This is a genomic window from Frateuria sp. (genome assembly GCF_035944355.1).
Taxonomy (GTDB): Bacteria; Pseudomonadota; Gammaproteobacteria; order Xanthomonadales; family Rhodanobacteraceae; genus Frateuria_A.
Genome location: NZ_DASZBH010000002.1, coordinates 43,570 through 57,853 on the forward strand (window position 1 = coordinate 43,570; position 14,284 = coordinate 57,853).

15 protein-coding genes, 1 tRNA gene and 1 pseudogene are annotated in these 14,284 nt (G+C 67.6%); 13 read left to right on the forward strand and 4 right to left on the reverse strand.

The genetic code is table 11. The features are described 5' to 3' along the window. Window positions 1-91: 91 nt before the first annotated feature. The 4 genes and pseudogenes from VGU03_RS00885 to VGU03_RS00900 form a co-directional block, all read left to right on the forward strand. Window positions 92-343: pseudogene (locus VGU03_RS00885) on the forward strand (endonuclease domain-containing protein); the annotation flags it as partial. A 192-nt stretch (window positions 344-535) separates the two neighbouring features. Beyond that, window positions 536-1,480 carry an EF-P lysine aminoacylase EpmA gene (gene epmA, locus VGU03_RS00890; RefSeq protein WP_327477842.1) on the forward strand — a complete coding sequence of 315 codons (945 nt, stop codon included), beginning with the start codon at window positions 536-538 and terminating at the stop codon, window positions 1,478-1,480. Between the two features lie 67 nt (window positions 1,481-1,547). Next, window positions 1,548-1,712: a LiaI-LiaF-like domain-containing protein gene (locus VGU03_RS00895; protein WP_327477821.1), complete on the forward strand. Its 165-nt coding sequence runs from the start codon at window positions 1,548-1,550 to the stop codon at window positions 1,710-1,712. A 15-nt stretch (window positions 1,713-1,727) separates the two neighbouring features. Next, the gene (locus tag VGU03_RS00900; protein WP_327477822.1) at window positions 1,728-3,026 is read left to right on the forward strand and encodes an MFS transporter; all 1,299 of its coding nucleotides are present in this window, start codon (window positions 1,728-1,730) and stop codon (window positions 3,024-3,026) included. A gap of 6 nt (window positions 3,027-3,032) precedes the next feature. Here VGU03_RS00900 and VGU03_RS00905 read toward each other — a convergent pair whose 3' ends face one another. Both VGU03_RS00905 and sbcB read right to left on the reverse strand, forming a co-directional pair. Continuing rightward, complete coding sequence (locus VGU03_RS00905; RefSeq protein ID WP_327477823.1) at window positions 3,033-3,719, reverse strand: DUF2461 domain-containing protein; 687 nt, start codon at window positions 3,717-3,719, stop codon at window positions 3,033-3,035. 43 nt (window positions 3,720-3,762) lie between these two features. Next, window positions 3,763-5,205 (reverse strand): exodeoxyribonuclease I, encoded by a 1,443-nt coding sequence (sbcB, locus tag VGU03_RS00910; protein WP_327477824.1) that lies wholly within the window; start codon window positions 5,203-5,205, stop codon window positions 3,763-3,765. A gap of 62 nt (window positions 5,206-5,267) precedes the next feature. On the opposite strand from sbcB, the gene orn reads away from it, so the two are divergent. From orn to VGU03_RS00935, 5 genes are all read left to right on the forward strand, one after another. Further along, a complete protein-coding gene (orn, locus tag VGU03_RS00915) occupies window positions 5,268-5,828 on the forward strand; it encodes an oligoribonuclease (RefSeq protein ID WP_327477825.1) in 561 nt (186 codons plus the stop codon). Between the two features lie 9 nt (window positions 5,829-5,837). Further along, window positions 5,838-6,746, forward strand: coding sequence for a dihydropteroate synthase (gene folP / locus VGU03_RS00920; RefSeq protein WP_327477826.1), 909 nt, complete (start codon window positions 5,838-5,840; stop codon window positions 6,744-6,746). A gap of 48 nt (window positions 6,747-6,794) precedes the next feature. Continuing rightward, the gene (gene glmM, locus VGU03_RS00925; protein WP_327477827.1) at window positions 6,795-8,162 is read left to right on the forward strand and encodes a phosphoglucosamine mutase; all 1,368 of its coding nucleotides are present in this window, start codon (window positions 6,795-6,797) and stop codon (window positions 8,160-8,162) included. Next, window positions 8,159-9,121 carry an isopenicillin N synthase family dioxygenase gene (locus VGU03_RS00930; RefSeq protein ID WP_327477828.1) on the forward strand — a complete coding sequence of 321 codons (963 nt, stop codon included), beginning with the start codon at window positions 8,159-8,161 and terminating at the stop codon, window positions 9,119-9,121. The genes glmM and VGU03_RS00930 overlap by 4 nt, the downstream gene beginning before the upstream one ends. Before the next feature lie 129 nt (window positions 9,122-9,250). Further along, complete coding sequence (locus tag VGU03_RS00935) at window positions 9,251-9,733, forward strand: hypothetical protein (RefSeq protein WP_327477829.1); 483 nt, start codon at window positions 9,251-9,253, stop codon at window positions 9,731-9,733. Window positions 9,734-9,896: 163 nt separating this feature from the next. Here VGU03_RS00935 and VGU03_RS00940 read toward each other — a convergent pair whose 3' ends face one another. Next, window positions 9,897-10,703, reverse strand: coding sequence for an SDR family oxidoreductase (locus tag VGU03_RS00940; RefSeq protein WP_327477830.1), 807 nt, complete (start codon window positions 10,701-10,703; stop codon window positions 9,897-9,899). Window positions 10,704-10,824: 121 nt separating this feature from the next. On the opposite strand from VGU03_RS00940, the gene tpiA reads away from it, so the two are divergent. From tpiA to VGU03_RS00960, 4 genes are all read left to right on the forward strand, one after another. Further along, window positions 10,825-11,574, forward strand: a complete 750-nt coding sequence (gene tpiA, locus VGU03_RS00945; RefSeq protein WP_327477832.1) for a triose-phosphate isomerase — start codon at window positions 10,825-10,827, stop codon at window positions 11,572-11,574. A 22-nt stretch (window positions 11,575-11,596) separates the two neighbouring features. Beyond that, window positions 11,597-12,028: a preprotein translocase subunit SecG gene (gene secG, locus VGU03_RS00950; protein ID WP_327477834.1), complete on the forward strand. Its 432-nt coding sequence runs from the start codon at window positions 11,597-11,599 to the stop codon at window positions 12,026-12,028. A 13-nt stretch (window positions 12,029-12,041) separates the two neighbouring features. Then, window positions 12,042-12,126: transfer RNA gene (locus tag VGU03_RS00955), tRNA-Leu, on the forward strand. A 176-nt stretch (window positions 12,127-12,302) separates the two neighbouring features. Beyond that, entirely contained in the window at window positions 12,303-13,883 is a 1,581-nt protein-coding gene (locus tag VGU03_RS00960) for a tyrosine-type recombinase/integrase (protein ID WP_327477836.1), read from the forward strand. A 290-nt stretch (window positions 13,884-14,173) separates the two neighbouring features. On the opposite strand, the gene VGU03_RS00965 is transcribed toward VGU03_RS00960, so the two are convergent. Further along, window positions 14,174-14,284: IS3 family transposase (locus tag VGU03_RS00965; RefSeq protein WP_327477844.1), on the reverse strand; the 111-nt coding region annotated here is incomplete at its 5' end.

The following is a 14,284-nucleotide window of genomic DNA, read 5'->3' on the forward strand; positions in this document are numbered from 1 at the left end:
ATGCGGCGAGCTTTTAACTCCCTCTCCCCCGGCGCCGCCGGGGGAGAGGGCTGGGGAGAGGGGGAGGCCTTTAAACCAGGGAGAAGACGCGATGGACCGCGCCAAACAACTACGCAAGACCCAAACCGACGCCGAAGCCAAACTCTGGTCCCGCCTGCGCGCCGCCCAACTCGGCGCCAAGTTCCGCCGCCAGCACCCGGTCGCCGGCTACTACGCCGACTTCTGCTGCGTGGAGCACCAGCTGATCGTGGAGCTCGATGGCGGGCAGCATGGCGAACAGCGGGCGTATGACGCCCGTCGTACGAGCATGCTCGAGCAGGCCGGCTTCAAGGTGCTGCGCTTCTGGAACGATGAGGTGTCGTTGCGGACGGACCACGTGTTGGAGGCGATCGTTCATGCTCTGGGCGAAAGGCCTCCCCCTCTCCCCAACCCTCTCCCCCGGCGTCGCCGGGGGAGAGGGGGCCAAAAGCTTGCCGCACATGACTCCCTCTCCCCCCGCGCGGCGGGGGGAGAGGGTTGGGGAGAGGGGGAGGCCCTGGCTTCCGCCCTGCGCCTGCGCGCCCACGTGTATCGCCTGGTCCGCGACTTCTTCGCCGATCGCCACGTGCTGGAAGTGGAAACCCCCATTCTCTCCGCCGCCGGCAACACCGACCCGAACATCGAAAGCTTCAGCACCATCTTCAGCGGCCATGTCGACGCGGGCGCGCGCGAACGCTGGATGCGCACTTCGCCGGAGTTCCCGCTCAAGCGCCTGCTCGCCGCCGGCGTGGGCGACTGCTACGAACTGGGCCGGGTGTTCCGCAACGGCGAGGCGGGCGGGCGGCACAATCCCGAGTTCACCATGCTCGAGTGGTACCGGGTCGGCTGGGACCATCGGCGACTGGCGGACGAGGTCGTTGACCTGGTGCAGGCGGCGCTCGGCGTCGTCGGCCGCCGGGCCCAGGTGCAGACCTGGAGTTACCGGGAGCTGTTCCTGGACCGGCTGGGACTGGACCCGCTCAGCGCGCCGCTGGACGCGCTGCAACGGCCGCTGGCCCAGTCCAACATCGATCCGCAGGGGCTCACCCGCGACGACTGGCTGGACCTCTTGATCACGCACCGCCTGCAGCCGGCCTTTCCGCGCGACCGCATCACGGTGATCCGCGACTACCCGGCCAGCCAGTGCGCGCTTGCCCGCATCCGCCCCGACGATCCGCCCGTGGCGGAACGCTTCGAGCTTTACCTGGGGCCCCACGAACTGGCCAACGGCTACCACGAACTCAACGACGCGGCCGAGCAGCGGTCCCGCTTCGAACGCGACAACGAAGTACGTCGCCTCCGTGGCCTGCGCGAAGTGCCGCTCGACGAACGGCTGCTGGCCGTGCTGGATGCGATGCCGGCCTGCGCCGGCGTCGCGCTGGGCATCGAACGGTTGCTGATGTGCCTGGCCGGCACCGATGCCATCGCCGACGTGCTGGCATTCCCTTTCGCCGAGGCCTGAGCCGCCATTGACGCTGCGCCCGCGCCTGCGCACAGTGGCCGCTTCCCGCTACCACGAGAAGCAATCCATGCGCCCGAGCGTGCCCGGCATCCTCCTGATCGTGATCGGCCTCCTGTTCCTGCTGCGCAATTTCGGCTTCGACCTGCACCTGGGGCAGTTGCTGGCGACCTGGTGGCCGCTGGCGGTGATCGCCGTGGGCGTGAGCATGCTGTTCAAGAACAAGCGTTACTGAAGGCGGCCCGGGCAGATGAACGCCACGACGCTTCCCCTGGACGCCGGCCGCCCGCTGGGCAGGGCGGACGCGCGCACCCTGGCGCTGGCTGCGCTGGGCGGCGCGCTGGAGTTCTACGACTTCGTCGTCTTCGTATTCTTCGCGGTGCCGCTCAGCCAGTTGTTCTTTCCGCCGGACAGCGCGCCGTGGCTGGCGCAGCTCAAGGTCTACGGCATCTTCGCCGCCGGTTACCTGGCCCGTCCGCTGGGCGGCATCGTGATGGCGCACTACGGCGACAAGCTCGGACGCAAGCGCATGTTCACCCTGAGCGTGTTCCTGATGGCCGTGCCGACGCTGGGCATCGGCCTGCTGCCGGTGTATGCGCAGGTCGGCATGCTGGCGCCGCTGCTGCTGTTGCTGTTGCGGGTCGTGCAGGGCGTGGCGGTGGGTGGCGAGGTGCCGGGGGCGTGGGTGTTCGTGGCGGAGCATGTGCCGCCGCGGCGTATCGGTTTCGCCTGCGCGAGCCTCACCTCGGGGCTGACCGTGGGCATCCTGCTCGGCTCGCTGGTGGCGGCGGGGATCAACCGTGCGCTGGCGCCGGCGGCCTTGCTGGACTACGGCTGGCGGCTGCCTTTCCTGGTCGGGGGCGTGTTCGGATTTTTCGCCGTTTGGCTGCGCCGCTGGCTCAGCGAGACCCCGGTGTTCGAGGCGATGCATGCGCGGCGCGAGTTGGTCGACGGCTTGCCGCTGGCGCGGGTGGCGGCAAGCCACCGGCCCGCGGTCGTGCTGTCGATGCTGGTGACCTGGATGCTCACCGCGGCGATCGTGGTGCTGATCCTGATGACGCCCTCGCTGGTGCAGACCGTGTTTCATGTGGCACCGGCGCGGGCCTTCCTGGGCAACAACGTGGCTTCCTTCGCGCTGGCGCTCGGCTGCCTGTGCTTCGGCGCTCTGTCCGACCGCATCGGACCGGAGCGGGCGTTGCTGTTCGGCGCGGCCGCGCTGCTGCTGGCCGGCTACGCGCTGTACCTGGATCTCGCCGCCGGCGGTGCGCATTTCATCGGGCTGTACGCGCTGGCCGGTTTCGCGGTGGGCGTCGTCGGCGTGGTGCCGGTGTTGATGGTGCAGGCGTTCCCGCCGGCGGTCCGCTTCTCGGGGCTGTCGGCGTCGTACAACCTCGCCTATGCGCTGTTCGGCGGCTTGACGCCGCCGTTGATCGGGTTGCTGGTGGCGCGGTTCGGCGTGCTTGCACCGGCGCACTACGTGGCGGCGACCGCCGTGCTCGGCATGGCGGTGGCGCTGGTGCTGCTCAGGCGCCAGCGGGTGGCTCGCTAGGCGACGCTAGAACTCGAGTTCCTGCGCCGCGCACAGGTAGTCGATCATCGGCGCCACGCGCCGGAAGCTCTCGACCACCCAGGGCAGCAGCTCCGAGGAGCAGGCGAACGCGTCGTCGAAGTTCTCGCCGGCGGCGAAGTCCTTGCGCTTGAGGTCTTCGATCAGCTCGTGTTCCGGGTCGAACCCGCGCGGCGGGCGGCTCAGCGATTCGCCCCAGAAGCTCAGCCGCTCGCGGAAGGCCTTGCCCTGGGTGGCACGCTTCCAGGCGCCCGGGTTGTCGGCGAGGAAGGCGCGGATGTTCTTCAGCGTGTCCGGCTCCGGGTGCCACATGCCGCCGCCGGCGAAGCAGTCGCCGGGCTCGATGTGCAGGTAGAACGAAGGCGCCGGAATCTCGTGCCGCCGCGCGTGGAAGAAACGCGAGCCCTGCCAGGTCTTGTAAGGCAGCTTGTTGTTGGAGAAGCGCGTATCGCGATGGATGCGGAACAGCGAGCCGCCGTTCCTGCGCGCATCGGCGCGGTAGTGCGCGCTGATCCCGGCGAGCGGCGCGGCCATGTCGGCGATCAGCGCGAGAAAGGGCTCGCGTACGTGGCGTTCGTAGTCGGCCTTGTGCGCGGTAAACCATTCGCGGCTGTTGTTGCGGCCGAGCGCGCGCAGGAAGCGGAAGGTGGCGGGGGTGAAGTAGGTATTGGGCATGCGCCCATTATCGGCGAATACGGGAGCGCGCTCCTGTCCCGGGTCAGCCCAAGGCCGGCGCGGGCAGGGGCGCCAGTTCGTGGCCCCAGGCCTCCAGCGAATCGAGCAGCGCGGTCTGCTCGGGCCGTTCCTGGCGCAGCACGGCGATACGCGCGAAGTACTCATCCAGCGTGCGTGCGGTGAGCGGAGTGGGGCGGGTCAGGCGCGAGATCCTGAAGGCCTCCCAGCGGGCGCGCTCGTCCGCGTCCAGGGTGTCGGGCCAGTTGCGGGCGCGGTAGCGGAACAGCAGTTCGGCGTAGCGCGGGTCGCGGAACGGGAGGCTCTGCTGGCCCAGTTGGCCCGGTGGCGTGGCGCGCACCTGGGCCAGCAGGCGCTTGTCCGCATCGGGCAGGAAGCCGCCGTAGAGAGCCAGCTCCGGATCTTCCGGCGGCGCCAGCTCGGCGGCGCGGGCAAACACGCGGCGCAGCTTGTCGACCAGGCCCTCGGCGGCGCGCAGCAGGGCGTGGTGGCGCAGGCAGCGCTCCAGATCCAGCTTGAGCCGACCGTGGTCGACGTCCCTCAGCACCGACAGCGGCGCCAGCGCCGGTGCACGGTTGGCGCGCACGGTGCGCAGTGGGATGCGTTCGATGCCCTCGGGCAGATCCGCGCGCGCCGTGAAGATGCGGTCGGCGATGTCGTCCTCGTCCAGTTCCAGCCAGGGCGCGGGGTCGCTGTCCAGGTCGTAGACGATCACCTCGCCCGGCCGGGAGGGATGCGGCGCCAGCGGCGCGATCACCGCCAGGCAATGGCGGCTGGCCGGGTAGCGCGAAGAGACGTGTACCAGCGGCGTCATCCCGGCCACGTCGAGCAGGCCGAACACCTTCTGCTTGCGGCGCAGCTCGAAATGCCAGTCCCATAGCCGCGGCTGGCGCGCGCGGATCAGCCGCGCCAGGTCGATCAGGGCGTACACGTCCGACAGCGCGTCGTGCGCACGGTCCTGCTTCAGGTGGTTGGCGGCGGCCAGGTGTTCGAGCCTGAAGCTGGGCGTGCCGTCCTCGCGGGTCGGCCAGGCGATGCCCTCGGGACGCAGCGCCTGGCACATGCGCACCAGGTCGATCAGGTCCCAGCGCGAATTGCCGTTCTCCCACTCGCGCGCGTACGGATCGTAGAAATTGCGGTACAGCAGTTGACGGGTGAACTCGTCGTCGAAGCGCAGCGAGTTGTAGCCCACGCCGCAGGTGCCCGGCTGCGCGAGCTGCTCGTGGACGCGGGCGGCGAACTCCGCTTCGCCGACGCCCTCGCGCTCGGCCTGCTGCGGCGTGATGCCGGTGATCAGGCAGGCATCGGGGTCCGGCGCCATGTCCCGCGGCGGACGGGCGAAGAACATCACCGGCTCGCCGACGATCTCCAGTTCGGCGCTGGTGCGGATGCCGGCGAACTGCGACGGGCGGTCGCGGCGGGTATCGGCGCCGAAGGTCTCGTAGTCGTGCCAGAGGAAGGTCTGCATCGCCCGATGATCGCATGGCGCCGGGCCGGGCTGCGCTAGACTGCGCCCTCCAAGGAGGATGCATGAGCCATTCGAACGAAGACAATCTGATCTGGATCGATCTGGAGATGACCGGCCTGGATACGGACAACGATTCGATCCTCGAGATCGCCACGATCGTGACCGACAAGGACTTGCACGTGCTGGCCGAAGGCCCCGTATTCGCGATCCGCCACGAGGTCGACCGGCTGGAATCGATGGACAGCTGGAACCGCAACCAGCACCGCAAGTCGGGCCTGTGGCAGCAGGTGCTCGAATCGACCACCGACCACGCCCAGGCCGAGCAGGCCACGCTGGACTTCCTGAAGGACTGGACGCCGCCCGGCAAGTCGCCCATGTGCGGCAACTCGATCTGCCAGGACCGGCGCTTCCTGCACCGGCAGATGCCGCGACTGGAGCGCCATTTCCACTACCGCAACCTGGACGTCTCCACGCTCAAGGAACTGGCCCGGCGCTGGGCGCCGGCCATCGCGCGGGGCCTGAGCAAGGAATCGGCGCACACCGCGCTGTCGGACATCCGCGATTCGATCGACGAGCTGCGCTATTACCGCCTGCACATGGGCACGCTGGGCGGGCAGGACTGAGCGATCGATATGTTCGCCGATCCCTTTGCCACCGTGCTCGATTGCGCCGGCCGTCCGCTGGCGCTCGACCGCCCGCGCGTGGTCGGCATCCTCAACGTGACCCCCGATTCGTTCTCCGACGGCGGCGCCTTCGCCGATACCGATGCCGCCGTGGCGCACGGCCTGGCGATGGCGGAGCAGGGCGCCGACATGCTCGACGTGGGCGGCGAGTCCACCCGTCCGGGCGCGGCCGAGGTGTCGGTGGAGGAGGAACTGCGGCGTGTCATCCCGGTCATCGAGCAGCTGGCCGCGCGCACCACGCTGCCGATCGCGATCGATACATCCAAGCCCGAAGTCATGCTCGCCGCGGTGGCCGCAGGCGCCGGCATGATCAACGACGTCTACGCGCTGCGCCGCGAAGGCGCGCTCGATGTGGCGGCCGAGCTGCGCGTGCCGGTGTGCCTGATGCACATGCAGGGCGAACCGCGCGGCATGCAGGACGATCCGCGCTACGACGACGTGGTGGGCGAGGTGCACCGTTTCCTCACCGACCGCCTGTTCACCTGCGAACTGGCCGGCATCGACCGGCGGCGCGTACTGGTCGACCCGGGCTTCGGCTTCGGCAAGACGCTGGAGCACAACCTGGCGCTGCTGCGTGCGCTGGAACGCTTCGCCGACCTCGGTGCAGGCGCCTACGTGGGCCTGTCGCGCAAGTCGATGATCGGCGCATTGACGGGCCGGCCGGCCGGCATGGCGCGCGCGTCCGGTTCGGCGGCGGCGGCCTTGATCGCCGTACAGCGAGGCGCGCGCATGGTGCGTGTACACGACGTCGCCGCGACCGTCGACGCGCTGGCCGTCTGGCGTGCGGTGCGCGAAGGCGAGGCGCCGCCGCGCCGCGACGCGGGGCCGCCGGCTCCACGCTGGCCCGACGAAGACTGAGCTACTTAAGGTGCCGTCCGCCCCGTGGCGTCACCACCAGGAACGATGATGAGCACACGCAAATACTTCGGTACCGACGGCATCCGCGGCCTGGTCGGGCAATGGCCGATCAGCGCCGACTTCATGTTGCGGCTGGGCCGTGCGGCGGGCGCCGTGCTGGCGCGCGACGCGCAGCGCAAGCCATTGGTGCTGATCGGCAAGGACACCCGTGTCTCCGGCTACATGTTCGAGTCGGCGCTCGAGGCCGGCCTGGTCGCTGCCGGTGTGGACGTGGGACTGCTGGGGCCGATGCCGACGCCCGCCGTGGCCTTCCTGACGCGCTCGATGCGTGCGGCCGCCGGCATCGTGATCAGCGCCTCGCACAATCCGCACCACGACAACGGCATCAAGTTCTTTTCCGCGCTGGGCGAGAAGCTTTCCGACGAAATCGAGCAGGCGATCGAGGAGGAAATCGAGGCCGCCTTCGCCACCGTGCCCTCGGAGCAGCTCGGCAAGGCCACCCGCGTGGCCGACGCGGTGGCGCGCTACGCCGAATACTGCAAGGCGACGGTGCCGGAGGAGTTCACCCTGCGCGGCACCCGGATCGTGCTGGACTGCGCGCACGGTGCGACCTACCAGGTGGCGCCCAAGGTGTTCGCCGAGCTCGGTGCGGACGTCACCGCGATCGGCAACACGCCCGATGGCTTCAACATCAACCGCGAGGTCGGCTCGACCCACCCGCAGACACTGCAGCAGGCGGTGCTGGCGCAGAGGGCCGATATCGGCATCGCCTTCGACGGCGACGGCGACCGGGTGATCCTGGTCGACCGCAACGGCACCATCGCCGACGGCGACGACATCCTCTACGTGCTCGCGCGCAGCCTGTTCGCGCGCGGCTGCCTGCGCGGTCCGGTGGTCGGTACGCTGATGAGCAACTACGGCCTGGAGCAGGCGCTGGCCGAACTGGAGGTTCCGCTGATCCGCGCCAACGTGGGCGACCGCTACGTGCTGCAGCAGCTCAAGGCGCACGGCGGCATCCTCGGCGGCGAGACCTCCGGCCACATCCTGTGCCTGGACCGCGCCACCACCGGCGACGGCATCATCGCCGCGCTGGCGGTGCTGGAGACGCTGGCCGCCTCCGGCCAGGACCTGGCGCTGGCTCGCCGCGGCCTGCAGAAGCTGCCGCAGGTGATGGTCAACGTGCGCGCCCAGGGCGCGCGCGAGGCGCTGGCCAGCAGCACCGTGCGCCATGCACTGACCGAGGTCGAGCGCACGCTGCAGGGGCGGGGACGCGTGGTGTTGCGTGCGTCGGGCACCGAGCCGTTGGTGCGCGTCACCATCGAGGGCGCCGATGCGGGTGAGGTGCAGCAGTTGGCCGGCTGGCTTGCCGACGCCGTAAAATCCGCCGCGCACGTGCACATGACGGAAAATCCATGAGGCAAGTCCCCACGCTCGACATCCGCCGCTACGACTCCGATCGCGACGCCTTCGTAGCCGAACTCGGCGCCGCCTACCGCCGGTTCGGTTTTTGCTGCATCAGCGGGCACGGCATCCCGCGCGAACTGATCGACGGCGCCTACCAGGCCTTCGAGCAGTTCTTCGCTCTGCCGACCGAAACCAAGATGAAGTACCACGTGCCCGGCTCCGGCGGCGCGCGCGGCTACACCCCGTTCAAGGTGGAAACGGCCAAGGACAGCCGCTATCCGGATCTCAAGGAATTCTGGCACGTCGGCCGCGAGATCCCGCGCGATTCGAAATTCGCCGAGGTCATGCCGCCCAACCTGTGGCCGGAGGAAGTGCCGCAGTTCAAGCCCTGCGGCTATGGCCTGTACGAGGCGCTGGACCAGCTCGGCACCCGCGTGCTGCGTGCGCTGGCGTTGCACATCGGCCTGCCCGAGGACTATTTCGAGGACAAGACCGACCAGGGCAACTCGATCCTGCGCCCGATCCACTACCCGCCCATCATTGATGAGAGCAGCATTGACGAGAGCCGCACTCAGGCGAACATCCCCAACGTACGCGCGGGGGCTCACGAGGACATCAACTTCATCACCCTGCTGGTCGGCGCCAGCGCCGAGGGCCTGGAAGTGCTGAGCGAGGGCCAATGGCTGCCGATCACCACCGAGGGCGACGCCATCGTGGTGAACATCGGCGACATGCTGCAGCGGCTGACCAACCACGTGTACCCGTCCACTTCGCATCGCGTGGTCAACCCGCAGAACGAGAACGCGCGCAAGCCGCGCTACTCGGTGCCGTTCTTCCTGCATCCCAATCCCGACGTCGTGCTCGATCCGCTGCCCGAGTGCGTCACTGCGGACAACCCCAGCCGCTATGACACCTCGCTCACCTCGCACGAGTACCTGATGCAGCGGCTGCGCGAGATCAAGCTGATCTGAAGCGCCTCGCTCGCTTTCCCTCGGCAAGGGACGGACCCGCTCGTGTCTCGAGGCGCATGACTTCCGATCGATGCGCCGGATCACTTCGCCACCTAGCGTTGCCTGGGCTCCCATGGAACAGGCAACGCCATGCGCTACTTCCCCTTGTTGTTTCTGCTGGCCACAAGCTCGGCCGGCGCCGTCGAGTCGCCCATGCGCGCCCTGGATTACTTCCAGGGCAGTTGGCGCTGTGAAGGCGTGTTCCCGGCGAGCGGCCGGCACATCGCCTCGCAGATGCGTTACGCCGGCGACCTGCAGGGCGCCGCGCTGGTCAAGCACCACGAGGACCGCGCTCCCGCCAGCTACCGTGCCATCGAAGCCTGGGGCTACGACGTCAAGGGCGGGCGTTACCAAGCGGTGCTCCTCGACAATTTCGGCGGCACCCGCCGTTTCGCCTCGACCGGCTGGCAGCACGGCAGGTTGACGTGGGATTCGGCGACCGAGGTGGTTCCGGCCCAGCGCTTCGTCTACGCCAGGCTGGACGCGCAGCATTATCGGGTCGACTGGGAGGTCGACCGCGACGGCAGGGGTTTCGCAATCGGTGACACGCTGACCTGTACGCGCGAAGGGTGAGCGCGATCTCCGTCGCGACCCGGCGAGCGCCCACGCCGTCCACAGGAAGACCGCCCTCATCCGCTTGCCGGCGATGCCTTCCAGCCTCGGTACCCGCTCGCGCTGTGGACGATCTCGCGCGGACGCACGGAAGCGGTGGCGCAGGCGGCGCGACCGCGGGTTGTCAATCGAGCTGGCGGTAGCGTCTGGATTCGCGCGCCGACACCCACAGCGCCAGGCGGTCCGGCATCAGCTTGGCCAGCGCCTTGATCGTGCGGTTCACCCGGCCGGTCACCTGCACCACGGTACCCCGCTCGACGGCATCGATGCCCTCGCGAACCACCGCGCCGGCGTCCTGCCACATGATGCGGGGCAGCTTACCGACCAGCGCGCGCGTGCCGGTCACGTCGTGGAATTCGGACCAGGTGAAACCCGGGCAGAGCGCGCAGACGTGCACGCCCAGGTGGCGGTTCTCCAGCGCCAGCGACTGGGAGAACTTGATCAGGTAGGCCTTGCTTGCCGCATACAGCGTATGTCCGGCCGAACCCGGCACATGGCCCGCCAGCGAAGCGATGTTGACGATGCGGCCGTAGCCGCGCTCGCGCATGCCCGGCAGCAGTCGCCATGCCAGCTCGGTCGGCGCGTGGAGCAGCACCTGCAGGAAATCGGCATGCACGGACCAGTCGCTGGCCTCGAAGGTGCCGGGTACGCCGTAGCCGGCGTTGTTGACCAGCCAGTCCACGGCCAGGCCCTCGCGCTGCAGTGCCTCGGCCAGCCGGCGCGGCGCGCCGGGATCGGCCAGGTCCGCCGGCATGACATGGACGGATACGCCGTGCCGGTCGCGCAGTTGGCCTGCCAGGGCGTGCAGGCGCTCGGCCCGCCGCGCCACCAGCACCAGGTCGTGGCCGCGCACGGCCAGCTCCTGCGCGAAGGCGGCGCCGATGCCTGCCGAGGCGCCAGTGACCAGGCTCAATGGACGTTCGGCAGGCATCGGGCAGGTGTCCTGGTGGAAAGGCGCTCCATCATGGCCGAGTGTCCGTCCACCGGCCAGCACGCGTTTGCCGCCCTGCAGGGCGATCGCTATCCTTGCCGTTTTCAACGGATGGCTTCGCATGCGCAGGAAACTCATTGCCGGCAACTGGAAGATGCACGGCAGCCGCTCGATGGCCGCCGCCCTGGTTGACGACATCGCCGCGCAGCGCCCGCAGCATGCCGACGTGCTGGTGTTCCCGCCGTTCCCCTACCTGGCCGAACTGGCCTCGCGCGCCGGTAACAGCGGTATCGGCTTCGGCGGCCAGGACGTCAGCGAGCACGAAGGGCAGGGTGCCTATACCGGGGAAGTTTCCGCCGCCATGCTGGCGGACGTGGGTGCGCAATGGGTTCTGGTCGGCCACTCCGAACGCCGCCAGTACCACCGCGAGAGCGACGAGCTGGTGGCCCGCAAGTTCGCTGCCGCCTGCGCCGCGGGACTCACGCCCATCCTGTGCATCGGCGAGACGCTGGAAGAGCGCCAGGCCGGGCAGACCGAGACGGTGCTGACCCGCCAGCTCGGCGCGGTAATCGCCCGTTCGGGCATCGCGCCCTTCTACACGGCTGTCGTCGCCTATGAACCGGTGTGGGCGATCGGCACCGGACACACCGCCACGCCCGAGCAGGCGCAGCAGGCGCACGCGTTCATTCGTAGCCAACTGGAAACCGAAGATGCTATGATCGCCCGTCTGACCCGGCTGCTTTACGGCGGCAGCGTCAAGGCGGCGAATGCCGCGGCATTGTTCGCGCAGCCGGACGTGGATGGGGGCCTGATCGGCGGTGCCTCGCTCACCGCTGGCGATTTCCTCGGCATCTGCGCCGCGGCGCATTGAAGCCCTACGGACTCCTAAGAACATGTTTGTCATCTTCAGCGTGTTTTACATTCTGATCGCCGCGGCGATGATCGTGCTGATCCTGATGCAGCGCGGCGCCGGCGCCGATGCAGGCTCGGGTTTCGGCGGCGGCGCATCGGCGACGGTGTTCGGCGCGCGCGGTTCGGCGAGCTTCCTCACCCGCGCCACGGCGGCGCTGGCGGCGCTGTTCTTCCTGCTCAGCCTCGGCATGGGTATCTACCTGAGCCGCAACGGCGCGCCGCAAAGCGCGCAGTCGGATCTTGGCGTGATGTCCGGTCTTGCCAACAAGCCCGCGCACGCCCAAAATGCGCAGCCCGCGGCGCCCGCCGGCACCGACGTGCCGCAGGCTCCGGCCAAGGCGAACAACGACGTGCCGGCCGCCGTCGCACCCGCGAAATCGGATGTTCCCGCACCGGCGGGCTCGTCGAAGTAAAGGCAACACACCTGCCCAGGTGGCGGAATTGGTAGACGCACTACCTTGAGGTGGTAGCGACGCAAGTCGTGGGGGTTCGAGTCCCCCCTTGGGCACCAATGCTAGATTCTGAACCGTCCAAAATTGTTCGGAATTTCAAATAACCCCGCGATTTGCGGGGTTTTTTTTGCCTTTTTCGTCCAAAGCTGTCCAGCGCCGTCCAGGGGCATCCAAGAGCTATGGGTATATTTTTGGGTACAATTTGCATCGTTTGTACCCAAGTAGGTCTCAAGCCATGCCCCGCCTCGCCTCCTCGCTGACAGAGCTCCAGGTTCGTCGTGCCAAGCCAGGCGACAAGCCTTACTCCTTGTCCGATGGCAACGGTCTGGTGCTTTGGGTGAGCCCCGCTGGACTCAAGGCCTGGCGCGTACGCTACCGGCTCCCTGATGGTTCACGCCCGGCCCCGGCGACCATCGGGCATTACCCCGATGTGTCTTTGAGCGAGGCGCGGATCAAAGCGATCGAGATACAGCGCTCCGCCAAGCAGGGCAAAACCACGGCGGGGATACGGAAGGCCCAGCAGGAGGCGAAAGCTGCGGTCGGGGCCGAACAGGAAGTGGCAGCGCAAGAGCGTGCTGAAATCGAGCACGCCTCGTTGCGAGCTGTGTCGGGACGATGGATGGCGGAGAAGCGCCCGACATGGGCGCTGGAAACCTATCGCAAAGCGCGCCTGGTGGTTGAGTCGTACTTGGTGCCCAAGATTGGCGACCAGGATGTTCGTGTGATGGAGACGAAGGATGTCCGCCCTTTGCTCATCGAGATGGCCAAGGAAACCCCGCAGCTGGCCCGGAAGGCACGACAGTACATGGCGAGCATAGTGGAGCACGCCATCGACGAGGGGCTACGCCCCGACGACAGCCGGCTACGCCTCGATCGCATCCTGCCAACCCACCGCAGCGGCCATATGCCCGCCGTCACCGATAACGCCAGCAAGCTGGGTGATGTCATGCGGGCGATTGATGCTTACGAAAATCGTGTCGTGCGCGCCGCCCTGATCCTGGCCGCCCTGACTGCGATGCGCTCTGGTGTCGTGGCCAGCGCTCGCTGGGATGAGATGGACTTGGAGGCTGGCGAATGGCGTGTTCCGGGAAAGAATCCGGACGGCACCCATCGCATGAAGACGGGACAGGACTACAGCACCTCGCTGCCTGAGCAGGCACTCGTGGTGCTGCGTGAGATGCGCGAACGAAACATGGGGGGTGAATACGTATTTCCTCCCCAAGCCCGCCAGAAATCGGCACATCTAAGTCGAGATGCCTTGAGCAAGGCATTGCGTGAAATGGGCTTTCAGGGAGAGCACACCACGCACGGCTTTCGTGCATCGCTGCGGACGCTTGGGCGTGAGCGCCTGGGCATTGACGTGGACGTGCTTGAGGCCCAGTTGGCGCATGCCCCGAAGGATCAAGTCGAAGCTGCCTATGCGCGGGTCAAATTTCGCGAAAAGCGCCAAGAGGTCATGCAGGCATGGGCAGACTACTTGGACCAGCTCAAACAAGGCCGCACCGAGCCCGCATCTATGGCGAAACAGGAGCAGCGGTCGATTGATCCGCCAATGGATGTTCAACCCGTCGCTGCGCGCCGAACAGCTGAAGGCGACGGAGAGCGAACGAGCTTTCTACGCGGACAGAATTTGTCTCAGCGTCACAATCCATGGTCGAGCGACAAAGTAGTCCAAAAGCTGGTTGACACCCCGGTGGATGGTGAGCAGGTAGGGCCAGCTACGACAGTAGATGGCTCTGAAATGCGAGTAGTGAGCCTTCCGCAAGGTGAAAGTTTTTCGAAACGCGATAAGCCTTGGCTGCGGAGGAAGTCCTGATTTCTTGCGAAGCGAGCGATCCACGCGTCGCCAGTACAGTTGACCAAGGGTGGCAAAGAACTTGACCGGCATCGCCAACCAACAGACCTTCGGCGGAGGGCGCTGGTCGGTCACAACTGACAGGATTTTCGCGTAGGCTAGGGTCTTCGATCCGGGCCGCCATCAGGCAACGTGACTGAACGAGGCGGTTCAGCGCGTATTTTTCCCCTGTATCGCCTCATCGGCGGCGTCTAAGCTTTCACGCCCGTATTGCAGAAGGGATGGTGAATCGCCCAGGGTTCCGTAGACACTCAGGACCCTCGTTGCGCGTAGCGCCGTTCGAACTCTACAGGCGACAGGTCGCCGTTTGAACCGTGGCGGCGTTTGGGGTTGTAGAACATCTCGATGTAGTCGAACACGTC

Excerpts from the sequence above, each read along its gene's own strand:
- VGU03_RS00900 (WP_327477822.1), top strand. The coding sequence starts at position 1,728 with ATGAACGCCACGACGCTTCCCCTGGACGCCGGCCGCCCGCTGGGCAGG.
- VGU03_RS00940 (WP_327477830.1), bottom strand. The coding sequence starts at position 10,703 with ATGCCTGCCGAACGTCCATTGAGCCTGGTCACTGGCGCCTCGGCAGGC.
- sbcB (WP_327477824.1), bottom strand. The coding sequence starts at position 5,205 with ATGCAGACCTTCCTCTGGCACGACTACGAGACCTTCGGCGCCGATACC.
- VGU03_RS00905 (WP_327477823.1), bottom strand. The coding sequence starts at position 3,719 with ATGCCCAATACCTACTTCACCCCCGCCACCTTCCGCTTCCTGCGCGCG.
- secG (WP_327477834.1), top strand. The coding sequence starts at position 11,597 with ATGTTTGTCATCTTCAGCGTGTTTTACATTCTGATCGCCGCGGCGATG.
- VGU03_RS00930 (WP_327477828.1), top strand. The coding sequence starts at position 8,159 with ATGAGGCAAGTCCCCACGCTCGACATCCGCCGCTACGACTCCGATCGC.
- glmM (WP_327477827.1), top strand. The coding sequence starts at position 6,795 with ATGAGCACACGCAAATACTTCGGTACCGACGGCATCCGCGGCCTGGTC.
- VGU03_RS00960 (WP_327477836.1), top strand. The coding sequence starts at position 12,303 with ATGCCCCGCCTCGCCTCCTCGCTGACAGAGCTCCAGGTTCGTCGTGCC.
- VGU03_RS00895 (WP_327477821.1), top strand. The coding sequence starts at position 1,548 with ATGCGCCCGAGCGTGCCCGGCATCCTCCTGATCGTGATCGGCCTCCTG.
- tpiA (WP_327477832.1), top strand. The coding sequence starts at position 10,825 with ATGCGCAGGAAACTCATTGCCGGCAACTGGAAGATGCACGGCAGCCGC.
- VGU03_RS00935 (WP_327477829.1), top strand. The coding sequence starts at position 9,251 with ATGCGCTACTTCCCCTTGTTGTTTCTGCTGGCCACAAGCTCGGCCGGC.
- orn (WP_327477825.1), top strand. The coding sequence starts at position 5,268 with ATGAGCCATTCGAACGAAGACAATCTGATCTGGATCGATCTGGAGATG.
- folP (WP_327477826.1), top strand. The coding sequence starts at position 5,838 with ATGTTCGCCGATCCCTTTGCCACCGTGCTCGATTGCGCCGGCCGTCCG.